11 protein-coding genes are annotated in these 13,338 nt (G+C 70.9%); 2 read left to right on the forward strand and 9 right to left on the reverse strand.

Annotation, left to right across the window (positions count from 1 at the left end):
- Positions 1 to 347: 347 nt before the first annotated feature.
- The 8 genes from K8556_RS28920 to K8556_RS28955 form a co-directional block, all read right to left on the reverse strand.
- Positions 348 to 2,216, reverse strand: coding sequence for a S28 family serine protease (locus K8556_RS28920; protein WP_223743346.1), 1,869 nt, complete (start codon positions 2,214 to 2,216; stop codon positions 348 to 350).
- Between the two features lie 74 nt (positions 2,217 to 2,290).
- Positions 2,291 to 4,621, reverse strand: a complete 2,331-nt coding sequence (locus K8556_RS28925; protein WP_223743347.1) for an Ig-like domain-containing protein — start codon at positions 4,619 to 4,621, stop codon at positions 2,291 to 2,293.
- A 26-nt stretch (positions 4,622 to 4,647) separates the two neighbouring features.
- Positions 4,648 to 5,082 carry a hypothetical protein gene (locus K8556_RS28930; protein WP_223743348.1) on the reverse strand — a complete coding sequence of 145 codons (435 nt, stop codon included), beginning with the start codon at positions 5,080 to 5,082 and terminating at the stop codon, positions 4,648 to 4,650.
- Entirely contained in the window at positions 5,072 to 7,471 is a 2,400-nt protein-coding gene (locus tag K8556_RS28935; protein ID WP_223743349.1) for a hypothetical protein, read from the reverse strand. Before K8556_RS28935 ends, K8556_RS28930 begins: the two co-directional genes overlap by 11 nt.
- Positions 7,458 to 7,787, reverse strand: coding sequence for a c(7)-type cytochrome triheme domain-containing protein (locus K8556_RS28940; RefSeq protein ID WP_223743350.1), 330 nt, complete (start codon positions 7,785 to 7,787; stop codon positions 7,458 to 7,460). Before K8556_RS28940 ends, K8556_RS28935 begins: the two co-directional genes overlap by 14 nt.
- Positions 7,784 to 7,981 carry a hypothetical protein gene (locus tag K8556_RS28945; protein WP_223743351.1) on the reverse strand — a complete coding sequence of 66 codons (198 nt, stop codon included), beginning with the start codon at positions 7,979 to 7,981 and terminating at the stop codon, positions 7,784 to 7,786. The genes K8556_RS28940 and K8556_RS28945 overlap by 4 nt, the downstream gene beginning before the upstream one ends.
- Positions 7,978 to 8,604, reverse strand: coding sequence for a NapC/NirT family cytochrome c (locus K8556_RS28950; RefSeq protein ID WP_223743352.1), 627 nt, complete (start codon positions 8,602 to 8,604; stop codon positions 7,978 to 7,980). The genes K8556_RS28945 and K8556_RS28950 overlap by 4 nt, the downstream gene beginning before the upstream one ends.
- An 81-nt stretch (positions 8,605 to 8,685) precedes the next feature.
- Positions 8,686 to 9,036 carry a hypothetical protein gene (locus K8556_RS28955; protein ID WP_223743353.1) on the reverse strand — a complete coding sequence of 117 codons (351 nt, stop codon included), beginning with the start codon at positions 9,034 to 9,036 and terminating at the stop codon, positions 8,686 to 8,688.
- 376 nt (positions 9,037 to 9,412) lie between these two features.
- Here K8556_RS28955 and K8556_RS28960 point away from each other — a divergent pair, with 376 nt between their 5' ends.
- Positions 9,413 to 11,599: a dipeptidyl peptidase 3 gene (locus tag K8556_RS28960; RefSeq protein WP_223743354.1), complete on the forward strand. Its 2,187-nt coding sequence runs from the start codon at positions 9,413 to 9,415 to the stop codon at positions 11,597 to 11,599.
- 9 nt (positions 11,600 to 11,608) lie between these two features.
- On the opposite strand, the gene K8556_RS28965 is transcribed toward K8556_RS28960, so the two are convergent.
- A complete protein-coding gene (locus tag K8556_RS28965; RefSeq protein ID WP_223743355.1) occupies positions 11,609 to 12,784 on the reverse strand; it encodes an AI-2E family transporter in 1,176 nt (391 codons plus the stop codon).
- A gap of 137 nt (positions 12,785 to 12,921) precedes the next feature.
- Between K8556_RS28965 and K8556_RS28970 the strand changes: the two genes are divergently transcribed.
- Complete coding sequence (locus K8556_RS28970; protein WP_128795351.1) at positions 12,922 to 13,338, forward strand: DoxX family protein; 417 nt, start codon at positions 12,922 to 12,924, stop codon at positions 13,336 to 13,338.

Raw genomic sequence — 13,338 nt, forward strand, 5'->3', positions numbered from 1 at the left:
CCCGCTGGGGGCTTCTTCTTGCGATGTCACCCCACCTCTATGCGGCTCGTAGGACTGCTTATTCCGCGCAGACCTCCAGTCGGACAGGTTTTCGCAGCCCGAGGCCCGGGGGCGCATGGCCGAGGCTGCGACGCGGACGGTTTGCTCCCCGCGTCCTTGTCAGACCCCCGTGGTGGGATGCCGATGCTGGGACGAGGAGGGCCCGCTGCGGCGGTGGAGGCTCAGGTCGAGCGCAATGGCGCTTCGCCGCTGCTGCCGCCTGTCCGCACCGCAGGCCTCCCTGGTGAGAAGGCCTGCGTCGCGGGGGGGCGGGCGCATCCGTTCGAGCCGTGCTGCCGCGTTCCTGCTCAGTGCGACGTCGCGCGCAGCCAGGGCGGCACGTGGGGGCCGAAGACGGGCGGCTCCTCCGACTGCACGAACTTCGGGGCGCGCTTCAGCGGCGTGATGCCCATCCAGCGGTTGAGCGTGGCCTTCGCCTCCGCCTGCTGGGCCGCTGGGAGCTGGCTGATTCGCGCGCTGTGGTTCCCTCCCTCGACCATGTACAGGTAGGAGTCCTGCGAGTTGCCCAGCACGTAGGCCGCCGCCGTCCACGGGTCGTCGCTGCCGTAGATGAACATCAGGCGCTGTCCCTGCGTGGACACCCAGTCCTGGATGTCCGGCATGGCCTGGGGGCGGAACTCGAACGGGATGCCCGGCGGCGAGTACACCTCGCCAGTGTCCGTGTCCGGGAAGTGGATGAGCGCGCCCAGGTGCTTCTCGTAGGGCTGGGGCCAGCCCAGCTCCGCCGCGGCCTGGTAGTAGTAGGCGGCGTACGGGGTGATGCCCTGGTCCGAGAAGGAGCTGATGCCCACCTGGTAGTCCATCGCGTCGAACAGCTCCTGCTCCGTCGCGGTGGTGGGGGGGATGTTCCGGTTGCAGTTCGCCGCGGCGTCGTACTGCCAGAAGGCGAAGTAGGTCTCGATGACGGCGTGCTCCAGCGCCAGCTCCCGGCCCAACTGGGAGTACGTCAGGTTGAACCTCGCCGCGTAGGCGTCCACGAGGGGGAGCATCAGGTCCCGGCGTGAGAGCACCTCGCGCTGGAAGGCCCACAGCCGCTCGCGGCAGGCCTGCTGCGCGTCGCCGCCGACGGTGTCCTGGAACGTCACGAACCGCTCGTCGTTGCGCTTCGCGATGGGCGCCACGTACGCCACGGTGGCGTCCACGTCGTCCGGGTGGAAGCGGCGGAAGAACACCACCGTCTCGCCGCCCTTGCTGCCGCCCGTGGACACCCACTTGCCGGTGTAGATGGGCTTGAGCGCCTGGGTGATGCGGTGGAAGTCATCCGCGGACTGGCGGATGGTGAGGTGGCTCCAATCCGCGGGCGACGGGATGCTCGGCGGGAAGAAGCGGTGCTCCACGGCGACCTGGTTGGCGGCCAGGAGCTGCGCGGGCTCCGAGCGGCCGGTTCCGGTGGAGACGTTGTAGCCGCTGGTGGAGAGCACCATCGGGCTGGTGTCCGCCTTGTGCATCAGCGTCAAGCGCTGCTCGAAGCGCTGGCACTCCGGGTGGGCGTGGTCCGCCGGCTGGTTGTAGCGCAGGACGAAGTGCCGGTATCCCGCAGGGACACTGCCGCCGGTCCGGTCCAGGTCCACGATGAGGCCCGGGATGGCCTCCAGCCGGGTCCGGATGTCCAGCGACGTGTTCTGGATGACGCTCAGGTCCGGGGGCGTGTCGACCCAGCCGCTCGGGGTGCACGCCACCACGCCGCCGTCGGTGCCCGCGTCGGTCTCCGTGCCCGCGTCGGTCTCCGTGCCCGCGTCGGTCTCCGTACCCGCATCGGTCTCCGTACCCGCATCGGTCTGCGTGCCTGCGTCCACGTCCGTGCCTGCGTCCACGTCCGTGCCCGCATCGGCGCCTGTGCCCGCATCGGCGTCCGTGCCCGCATCGGTCTGCGTGCCTGCATCGGTCTGCGTGCCTGCATCGGTCTGCGTGCCGCTATCGGCACCTGTGCCCGCATCGCTCTGCGTGCCTGCGTCCACGTCCGTGCCCGCATCGATGTTGGCTCCCGCGTCCGAGCCAGCGTCCACGGTCTGGGTGCCGCTGTCGGGGCGTGGATCATCCGGGTCGTCACCGCCACATGCGACGGGTCCTCCCAGCACCATGAGCAGGGAGACGAGCGACGCCCAGGAGGCCAGGCGCGCCGGCCTGGAGGGCTGCGAGAACAGGAGGGGCTTCATCGGTCCGCGTTCCTTGGCGACCGCGCTCGCTGGGGTTGTCCCGGCGAGCAACGGCGCTCACGCGGATTCCAGCCTCAAGGCCGGAGCATGTTCAAGGGGGCCGCCCCGGTCAGATCCTCCACGCTGTCGTAGAGGAGCTGCCCCACGTAGTTGAAGTTGTGGGCCCAGGCCCCGGGGTCCTTCTTGCTCAGTTGGTAGTTGTGGGCGGCCTTCACGAGCGCCGGCGTGAACGGCGCGAACGCGTTGGCGGAGACGGACTCGGTGGCGCCGCAGGTGCCGTTCTTGTCCGTGTCCTTGAAGAAGTACGGATTGACGTCGCCGTTGTAGCAGAGGCCGTTGCTCGTCACCCCGCGCATGGCGGTCAGCAGGCGCGCGGCCATGCCCTCCACCTCCGCCTCCAGGGACTCCGCCGTGTTCCCGTCGCCGTCGTAGTCCGACAGGTGGACGAGGCGGATCTGCTCCGCCGTGCTCTGGTCCGCGTGGCACGTCTCACAGCGCTCGCTCCACACGTCCTGGATGCGGAAGGTGTGGTTGCTCTTGCCCGGGACATGGCAGCTCGTGCACTGCACCCCGCCCATGTGCGTGAGCCGGCCCGCGTAGGTCTTGTTGGGGTACTCGTAGCCGATCCGCGCCAGCGTTCCTTCGCGAGTCCCCGCGGCCGGCAGGTAGTGCACGTTCTGGAAGCGCGGAGTGCCCCCCGCGCTCAGCGCCGTGTCGATGGTGGCCTTGGATGCGCGGCCGATGTGGCAGTTGGCGCAGAGGTTGTCCTGGCCCGGCAGGTTCACCGTCTTGCCGTCCGGCAGCCACGTCTGGGCGGGGACGAAGACGTCGTAGTCCGGTTCGAAGTTCTGGTGGCAGGTGGAGCACTCCAGGCCGTTGGCGGTCTCCGGCACCAGTTGGCCGACGCCGTACTGGACGAAGAAGCGGTAGCCCTGCGCGCCGCTGTGGCAGCGCGAGCAACTGGCCTGCACGGCCTCGCCCGAGTCCCAGTTGCGCGCCGCCTTGCTGGCGCCGTTGAAGTGGCCTGGATCGTTGCGCACCAGCAGCGACGTGTCGAAGGGCACGCTCAGCGCCGTGTTCAACGACTGGATGGAGTCATGCAGCAACTGGAGGATGTACTTCGCGTTGTGCGCGAACGCGCCCGGGTCCACGCGCGACAACTGGTAGTTGTACGCCGCCTTCTGAAGCCGAGGAGTCCATTGGGCGTACGTGTTCGCCGGGGTGGTTTCGCCCTGGGCGCAGGTCCCGTCCCCGTTGGTGTCCCGGAACCAGTACGGGTGGGTGTTGCCGTAGCAGAGGGGCTGGGCCCGCTCCGCGCCGTACCGCTGGATGGCGGCGAGCAGCCGGTCCCGCAGCCCCTGGATCTCGTAGTAGATGCCCTCGGCGCGGTTGCTGTCCCCGTCGTAGTCCTGGTTGCGCGAGGCGATCTGCCGGATGTCCCAGGCCTTCGTGACGTCGGTCACGCCGGGGTGGCAGGTGGCGCAGGCCTCCCAGCGGACGCGCGTGGTGTGCGCGTCATGGCACTCGTTGCACTTGTCGAAGCCGGGCACGTGGCGGAAGCGCGAGTCGTAGACCTGATCCGCGTACTGGTAGCCGCCCGCGGCCTGACCGGCGAAGAGCGTCGCGCCCGCGGGGTAGTAGTGGATGTTGGTGAAGCTCAGGGCGGGGGAGGCGGTGTCCTCGCCCACCACGCCCGCGTCCGCGACCTGCGCGTCGAGGTCCCTGCCCGAGGCGCGCCCCTGGTGACACACCACGCACCGCGCCTCCGGGCCCAGGCCGGTGACCTGCTTGCCCGAGGGGAAGGTGACCGAGGTCAGGCTGGCGGCGGCGCTGTCGTGACACGTCTCGCAGCGGACCACCGACCCTGTTGGCGCGGGGGCGTCCACCTTGCCAGGGGCGGTCCCGTCACCGCCCAGGAAGTCGATGTAGCCCTCCGAGCTGTGGCACCGCGCGCAGGTGGCGGGGACGAGGCCGTCCTCGTTCCAGTGCGAGAAGGCCTCGGCGGTGGTGTCCGCGTGCGGAGAGCCTGACCAGGCGAGGTAGTAGGGCACCTGGCTGGGGTCGATGCCGCCGTCGCTCGCGAGGCCGCCCATCACCACCACCACATGGCGCGCTTCCAGCCTGGAGTTCGCGCCGGTGACCTTGATGGCGGTCTCTCCCGCGCCCACGCCCGTCACCTGCCCGGTGTCGTCCACGGTCGCGATGGCCGGGGCCTCGCTCTCCCAGTGGTAGCCGTCGTCGGTGGCCTCGCGCGTGGTGGCCGTGAGCTGGATTGCCTGACCCACGAGCACGGAATGCGGGCCGTCGGTGAGGACCTCCGGGTGGGGGGTCTCCAGTTTGGCGCAGGCGCTCAGCGCGCAGGCCAGGAGCAGGGGTCCGGCCAGGAGCAGGAGGGGTCGTCGCATGGGGGCCGCCTCGGGAAGAAGGTGCGTCATGGTTGAGCGCCTCCGGAGATCCACGCCAGGAGGGCCTGGTACTCCGGGGTGTCCGCTCCATAGATGGCCCCGCCGCCGTGGCCCGCGCCGGAGGCCTTGCGCAGCAGCCGGCTGGCGGAGGGATTGGAGGTGTCCGTGAGGGAGACGGTCGCCGCGTAGTCCGCGTCGGCCTCGCCCGTGAGCAGGAAGGAGGTGTTGCCTGCGGCGCCTCCGCCGCGATGACAGCTCTGGCAGCCGGTGGTGAGGAGCGGATGGACGTCGCTCGCGAAGGACACGGCGCCGCCTCCGTCTCCTTCGCCGCCGCCGTCGATGGGGGGTGCACCGGCGTCGGCGGCGACGGGGCCCCGCTCGAAGTCCGCGCAGCCCAGGGCCAGCGTGACCATCGCGGTGAGGACCGCGGCCCGTGTCTGGATTCGGGAGTCAGAACTCATACGCCACCACCAGCCGGGTGAAGTCGTCCGGCGTCTCGTCGGTCTTCTCCAGGTTCCAGAACTGGAAGAGGCCGGCGCTCAAGCCCCGCCACCTCGCGACCACGCCCACGTTGTGGCTGGATGCGTCCTCCCGGGTGAGCGCGTTCGAGTCCAGGATGAGGCCTCGCCGGTTTCCGAAGGTGCGCAGCCCCTGGCGGTACTGGACGTAGAGCCAGTCCGTGGGGTGGTAGCGCAGTTGGAGGTAGCTGGCGAAGTGGTAGTAGTCCGCGCCCGGTCCGCCGTAGCCCTCCGCTTCTCCGCCGGAGACATCCGCGCGCAGCAGCCCGGCGCCCAGCGAGAAGTGCTCCAGCACCGGGAGCCCGCGCGGACGCCACACCGCCACGTCCAGCGCCTGGAGGAACAGGCGGCGCCCGAACCCCAGCGAATTGAAGTAGGGCGAGTACCACACGTTGATGGGCCCCCAGGCGCCGCCCAGCCGCGCTCCGACGCCCAGGCGGGTGTCCTCCAGCGGCGCCAGGTCCGACTGGAGGTTGAGCACCGCGTCGGCGCGCTTCAGCCGGTAGCCGGCGATGACGTACGCGTCGCCGGAGAGGGCGACGGGCCCCAGGCGGCGCTCCACGTTCACCGTCAGCCCTTCCCGGGCGAACACCACGGGAAGCACCCGCTGGTCGAAGCCCGCGAGTCCTCCGTAGCTGTGATGGAAGAGCGGGTCTCCGCCGAAGGGCACCAGCACCTTGCCCCCCTTGGCGAACACCTTCACCGGCCAGGACGCCCTGTTGATCCGGTAGCCCACCTCCCAGAATTGCAGCGACAGGACCTCCAGGGTGAGGGTCACCGGGTCCTCGGCGGACTGCCGCGTCAGGAAGAGGAAGTGGTGGTAGCTGCGCAGCGCGCTCTCGCCCTCCGACTTGAAGGGGTGGTCGTTGTAGTTGACGCGTTCGTAGTTGAGGTCGAAGCGGCCGTTCAGGCTCAGCGAGCCGACGACCGGGAAGGTCCCCAGCGACACGCCGCCGTGAGGGCCGGCCGGACCGTGCGGGTTCGCAGGAGCGGACGGCGGTGCGGGGGGCGCTACAGCGGGTCCGGGCGCGGTGATGGCGGGCGGAGCGGTGGCGACGATGGCGGGCGAGGAGGTTCCCGTCGCGCCCGCGTCAATCCACCGGGCCAGGAGCGCCAGTTGCGCGCTGCCGGGTTCCCACACCGCGCCGCCCGGGTGCGAGTCACCCATCGCGCGTTGGTAGAGGAGGCTGGTGGCGGCGGAGCCGGGAGCGACCAGGGGCTCCACCGAACGGAGGTGCTGCTCCGGATCCGCGTGAGTCACGTAGCGGCTGGCGCCGGCCATCCCGTCCGATGCATGACAACTGGAGCAATCCGCCAGCAGCGCCTCGTGCACCTGGGGAGCGAAGCTCGGCGCGACCGCAGTGTCGCCGTGAGGAGGCCCCGCGCTCGCGGACGCGGCTGGTGCCGGAGGAGAGGCTGAGGGCGTGGACGTGCCGGGAGCTGGAGTGGCACCAGAAGACGTAGACGCGCCGGGCACCGGATTGGCGCCGTGATGCATGGGCGTGCCGGGCGCTGGAGTGGCGCCCGAAGACGTGGACGTGCCGAGCGATGAAGTGGCGCCGGGAGACGCGGACATGCCGGGCGCAGGAGTGGCGCCGGGAGACGCGGACATGCCGGGCGCTGAAGTGGCGCCGGAAGGCGTGGACGCGCCGGTTACCGGAGTGGCGCCGGAAGGCTTGGACGTACCGGGCGCTGAAGTGGCGCCGGGATGCGCGGACGCGGGCGCGCTGTTGTGAGCGGGCTGGGGCGCGCCAGGGCTTGCCGTGGTCAGCGCGGGCGGGCCTCCTCGTGCCTTGCCGGGCGGGGCGCCTCCTTCAATCCATCGCAGGAGCGTCGCGTATGCGGCCGACTCCTCCGCGAGGACCTTCTTGCCTCCATGAATCGTGGTGCCAAGGCCCTTCTTGAGCAGCGGGCTCTGTGCGGCGGCGGCGGGCTGCACGAAGCGCAGGGTGGCCTCGTAGTCCGCGGGCTCGCTCCGGAGCACCCAGCGGGACCGGGACGCCATTCCCTCCGGGCCGTGGCAGGAACCGCACTCCTTCTCCAGGATGGGCCGGACGTCCTCCGCGAAGCCCGGCACGCGGGGCCGGTTCGCGCCAGCGGGCTTCCGGGCAGGGGACTCGGCGGGCTTCACGGCGGCGTCAGCAGGGGACGGCGTCTCCGGTACTGGGACGCCCGCATCGGGCGTTGCCTGCGCGGGGCGCGGCTTGATGCCCAGCCTCTCCTGGAGCTGCCGCCGCTTCTCCTCCTGCGACTGCGCCCGCGCGGGCCCTGGCACGGACAGCACCATCGCGCACGCGAACAGCGTCCAGGTGCTCAGGTCAGCGACGCGCATGGCACGCCTCGCAGTCCATGGAGCGCCAGGCCCTGGCCGCCTGCCCGTCATGACAGCGCCCGCAGTAGCGGCCCTCCCGCATGTCCTGATGCGTGAAGCCCAGCCGGGCCTGCGGGAACGTGCCGGGGTGGCAGCTATAGCAATACATGGTGCCATGCCCCCAATGGGAGAACAGCGCCGGAGCGGGCGCGGCGCGCTCCTTGAGCGGAGGCAACCGGACGTCCTGCGGCGTGTTCACGGCGAAGATGGGCGTCGTGAACAGCAGCAGGGCGACGAGCCCCACCCGCCACCGTCCCTCTCGAGCGGAGCGCCTCATAGGGCCTTCTGCTCCTTCAAGATTCTCCAGACCGTGACGCCGTAGAGCAGGACCCCCAGCAGGACCAGCGGCACGCCCACGGCGGTGGAGATGACGAAGGTCAGGGGCGTCCAGTGGAGATAGGCGAACAACTGGACCAGCAGCCCCGCCAGGACGAAGAGGGCCGCCACCCGGATGCGCTTGTCGTGGGTCATGGACGCGGTCGCTCCGGCAGCCAGAAGTCCTGGGCCTTCACGCCCTCCAGGTCGTGCGCGAGGTCATGGCAGCTCAGGCACGAGCGGGCCCCGCTCTGGAGCTCCGCCTGGAGCTCCTGGTGCGGCCCGGCCTCCAGGTAGCCGCGCGCATCGTTGTGGCAGTGGAGACAGTTGTGATTGGGATACGGCTGATAGAGCCGGGGCTCCGGGGGAATGGTCCCGAAGTAGTGGACCCAGACGTGCCGCAGGCCGTTGAGCTTGGCCTTCGCGTCCCCGAAGAGCGCGTAGTCCGTGTGGCAGGAGAAGCAGGTGGAGTCGCGGCTGATGAGCCGCTTCTGGTAGTGGACCGCGGCCAGGGCGTTGGGGTTGTCCACGAACAGGCTCTGCCCGTAGCGCTCCATCTCGTGGCAACCCATGCAGAACGAGGTCTGGCTCGATTCGCGCACGCCCACCGCGACCCCGGCGCCGCTGACGGCCAGCGGCAGCAGCGCCAGCCCTCCGAGCAGCACCAGCCGGCCCAGCCGGTTCGCGGTGAGATGGCCCGCGGCATGGGCAATCATCGCCACCAGCACGGCCACCGCGCTGACAATCACAATCATGAGGGTGGGCAGCGGAGACTCCATGGGCCTGGGTCGTGGGAACCGTGCAGCGGGGCGATTCAGGAGCGCCGGGGACCCGGAAGGGCCGCCGCCGCGCGCCTCGCGCTACCGGGTGGGCGCCCCGGCGGAGGGCGGGAGGGGGACGGGCTCCACCTTCGCGGTCTGTCCGTCCACGCGCAGGTCCAGGGACGTGGGGCCCGTCGGCGAGGCGAAGCGCAGCCACCAGGACGCCACCCCCTGCTTCGCCATCACCAGCTCCAGCGCCTGGTCCTGGCTCCGCGCGAACGCGGCCCCCAGCCTCACCGCCTCGTCGTATCCCACGGTGAGCGCCACCGAGGTGGGCGGCGGCAGCGGGGGCGCGAACTCCGCGCGCGTCTCCCTCGCGGAGCCCGCGCACCCCGTGGCTGCGAGGGCGGCGAGCAGGACGGCGCGGGGCAGGGAGAGCGGAGAGGTCATGGTCACTGGCTCGAACGGAGGGGAGGAATGAAGCCTGTCCGGCCTTCTACACTGCATGCCCCGTACCGGGGGGAGTTCGTGCCTCCGTGGCGGTGGGCGCGCATCCCGCCGGAGGGCCCCGGCGCAAACCTTGCGCGAGCCGGCGGCATCCCACGCATTCCCTGCGCGGCGCGCCGGCACGCCCCTTCCTGGAGGCTGGCTCGGAGCCGTGGGCGCCGGGACCGGACCGGGCTTCCGGCTCCGACGCACGAGGCCCCCGGGCCAGGCCGCCCCGGCCGCGCACTCTGTCTGGCCGTGACGGGCGCGGCGGCGCGTGGCTTGAGTCCACCCCGCGCGCGGGGTAGCCACGTCCCGTCACGTCTCCTTGGAGCCCCCCATGAAGCCCCTGCTGCTGGCCGCCGTCCTCGCCGCCGCGCCCGCCACCCCGCAGAAGCCCCCGTCGCCCGACGCCGGGCTCGCGCAGGCCGCGCAGCCCTCGCTCACCGTGCCCGGAGGGAAGTTCCTCCGCGCCCGCTCCGGCAACACCGCCGTCGCCCAGATGTTCGCGCCGGGCATCCCGGAGCTGTCCCTGGCGGAGAAGCGCGTGGCGTGGTCCCTGACGCTCGCGGCGCACGCGGGCGAGGACATCGCGTTGGATCAGCTCGGCTGGAAGCTGGTGCCGGCGAAGCAGTTGCTGGAGGGCGTCTGGCTCTTCGGCCGGGACGCGCAGAGCGCCGCGTCCGGCTTCGACGCGAAGCTGGCGGACTACCTGCTGCGCTTCTACGGGCACGGCGGCAACCACGACAGCACCACCGGCCAGAAGTTCGTCCCGGCCTTCACCGCGGAGCAGCTCGCGGCCGGTGCTTCCCGCGCGCTCAAGGCCGGCGCTCCCTGGACGGTGAAGGACGAGGCCGCGCTCCAGGCCTGGCTCCAGGACCTGAAGCCCACCCTCTTCGACGCCAGCTTCGAGCCGCAGCTCACCTCCAAGGCCCCGCCGCCGGGACAGGACCTCCTCACCGCGTCCTCCAACACCGCCTACGGCCCCGGCGTGACGGAGAAGGACCTGGTGGGCTTCACGGAGAAGTACCCGCTCAACTCGCGCGTGGTGAAGCAGGACGGGAAGCTCACGGAGCAGGTGTTCCGCGCGGGCACGCCCGACGGCAAGGTGAAGCCCGGGCTGTACGCGAAGGAGCTCTCACGCGTCATCGCGCACCTCCAGGAGGCGATGAAGTCCGCCGGGCCCGCGCAGAAGGCCGCGCTGGGCAAGCTGGTGCGCTACTTCCAGACGGGCAGCCCCAGGGACTGGGACGCGTACAACATCGCGTGGCTCAAGGTGGACCCGAAGGTGGACGCCAACCTGGGCTTCATCGAGACCTACGTCGACCCGCGCGGCCACAAGGGGCAGTGGGAGGCGCTGATCAACTACCGCGACACGGCGGAGAACCAGATCATGGTGCTCATGGGCCAGAAGGCCCAGTACTTCGAGGACCGGCTGCCCTGGCCCCAGAAGTACCGCCGCAAGAAGGTCGCGCCGCCGGTCGCCAAGGCCATCAACCTCATCACGTCCAACCCGGAGCCGCCCGCGGGCATCAACCTGCCCAACGAGCAGCACATCCGGGAGAAGTACGGCAGCAAGAGCGTGATGATCACCAACGTCATGGACGCCGCCTCCGCCGTGACGCGGCTGCCCCTGGCGCTGGAGTTCTCCCGCACGGCGGAGGACCGCGAGCAGGCCCAGAAGTACTCCGTCACCGCGCGCAAGTGGCTGGTGGCCTTCCATGAAGTCCTGGGCCACGCCTCCGGCCAGGTGGATCCGAAGCTCAAGGGCCAGTCCCCGTCCGTCTTCCTCAAGGAGTACGACAACACGCTGGAGGAGGCGCGAGCGGACCTGGTCGCGCTGTGGCACGCGTTCGACCCGGCGCTCGCGGAGCTGTCGCCGGACCACGAGGCCATCGCCCGGCAGATGTACCGGGACTTCCTGGTGGAGGGGCTCACCAACCTGCGCCGCGTGGAAGAAGGCAACGCCTTCGAGGAGGACCACCAGCGCGGCCACCACATGACGGTGACGTTCCTGGAGGAGCAGGGCGCGGTGAAGCAGGTGACGGAGGACGGCCGCACGTACCTGGTGATTCCGGACTACGCGAAGATGCGCGAGGCCGTGGGCGCGCTGCTCTCCAAGCTGATGGTCATCAAGGCCACCGGCGACTACGAGGGCATCCGCGCGCTGGTCCAGGAGAAGGGCATCCACTTCGACCCCAAGCTGCGCGACGAGGTCGCCCGCCGGGTGAAGGCCGTGGACGTGCCCACGGTGCTGCTGCTCAACTCGCCGCGCGTGGTGCCGGTGCTGGACGCGAAGGGGGAGCTGGTGGACCTGAAGGAGGACACCACCCAGGCCTTCGTGGACCAGCACCTGGAGCGCAGCCTGCTGGGCCGGCTGTCTCCCGGGGAGGCCCGCCGCGTCGCCGCGAAGGTGGCGGGCTCGCCGGACGCGGTGCGTGAAGCCTTCAAGGCGCTGGGGCCGGACACGGCTCCGGCGCCGACCCCCGCGAAGAAGGGTGCGGCGCCGGTGAAGTCCACGCCCTGAGCGGGGCCGTCAGTGGTTGGACGGCCTGTCGGAGTCCGGGATGGGCGTGCCGGACTCCGTGGTGAGCACGACGCGGTGGGTGCCCGGCTCGATGGGGCCCCCCGGCGTGGCCGGGTCGCCCATCCGCCCGTTGGGCCGGCCGTAGTCGCGCTCGTAGATGCGCACCACGGAGAGGAAGAAGGCGACGATGAGGGGCCCCAGCAGCAGGCCCACCGCGCCGAACGCCGCCAGGCCGCCCAGCAGGGCGAAGAAGACGATGGCGCCGTGCTGGTTCATGCCCTTGCGCGCCAGGAGCGGCTTGACGACGTTGTCCACGAGCCCCACCACGACGACGCCCCAGATGGCCAGGAAGAGGGCCGCCCACGGGTGGCCGCTGAGGAACATCAGGCCCGCGGCGAAGAGCACCACCACCGCGGCGCCCACTGCGGGGATGAGGGCGAGGAAGAAGGTGAGGCCCGCGAAGAACAGCGGCGCGGGCACCCCCACGATGAGGAAGCCGATGAGCGCGGCCACGGCCTGGACGCCCGCGGTGGCGATGGTGGAGACGAGCACCGACACGGAGGTGCTCTTGAACTCGCGCAGGAGCTCCCGCGTCTGCCCTCGCCTCAGCGGCGACACGCTCTCGAACCACTGCACCAGGCGCGCGCCGTCGGTGAGGAAGAAGAACAGGGCGATGAGCATCATCGTCAACTGGAGGATGAGCGTGCCCGTGGCGGCCACCGCGCCCGTCACGGCCTTGGCGGCGGTGCCGCCCTGGGTCGTCACCTGCTCCTGGAGCTTCTGGTCCAGCTCGGCCTGCTCCAGCGGGAGCCGTTCAATCAGCTTGCTCACCGGGCCCTGGATGCCGCCGGGCAGCTTCTCCATCAGGCCCGTCATCCCGTCCTTCTGCACGGCCTCCGTCACGAAGCGCGCGCCCTCGGACACCTCCGCGACGATGAAGGCGGTGAGGCCGCCCAGCGGCAGGAGCAGGGCGAGCAGGATGCCACCCACGATGAGCCCGGCGGACACGTTGCCGTGGCCGCGCAGCCGCTTCTTCAGCCGGGTGTACAGCCCGTAGAAGGTGCCCGCCAGCACCGCCGCCAGGAAGAACGCCTCGGCGAAGGGCCGGATGACCAGGCACAACAGGACGATGGACAGCAGGATGAGACCCACGAAGACGCGTCGCGCTACCTGATCGGAGGCCATGGCCTTGCCAAGTTATGGAGCCGGACCTGTCGGCGGGAGCCTGCCCGGCCGGATTGTCTCCAGAACATTCCCCCCGGCCCGGCCGCCTGCCTGCTCACGGAGCTTGGGGGCGGCGGAGGGGGCGCTAGAGTGCGCGCATGCCGCCCTTCGACTCCGCCCGCTTCACCCTCTGGCTTCCGCAGCTCCTGTGCGCCGCCTTCCTGGCCATCCTCTTCCTGCAGTCCGGACTGGACAAGGTCGTGGACTGGAAGGGGAACCTGGGGTGGCTGACCGGCCACTTCTCCAAGTCGCCCCTGAAGGGCGTGGTGACGCCGATGCTGGCGGTCATCACCCTGATGGAGCTGGCGGCCGGGGCCCTGAGCGGGGCGGGCGCGGTGGCGCTGCTGGTGAACGGCAACCCGTTCCTCGCGTACCTGGGCGCGGTGCTCTCCGCGCTGTCGCTGCTGGCGCTCTTCTTCGGTCAGCGCATGGCGAAGGAGTACGCGGGCGCGGCGGTGCTGGTGCCGTACTTCATCGTCGCGCTCGCGGGCGTGTACCTGCTGCGGCTGGCGTGA

The organism is Corallococcus sp. AS-1-12 (assembly GCF_020036995.1).
In the GTDB taxonomy this organism is placed as follows: Bacteria; Myxococcota; Myxococcia; order Myxococcales; family Myxococcaceae; genus Corallococcus.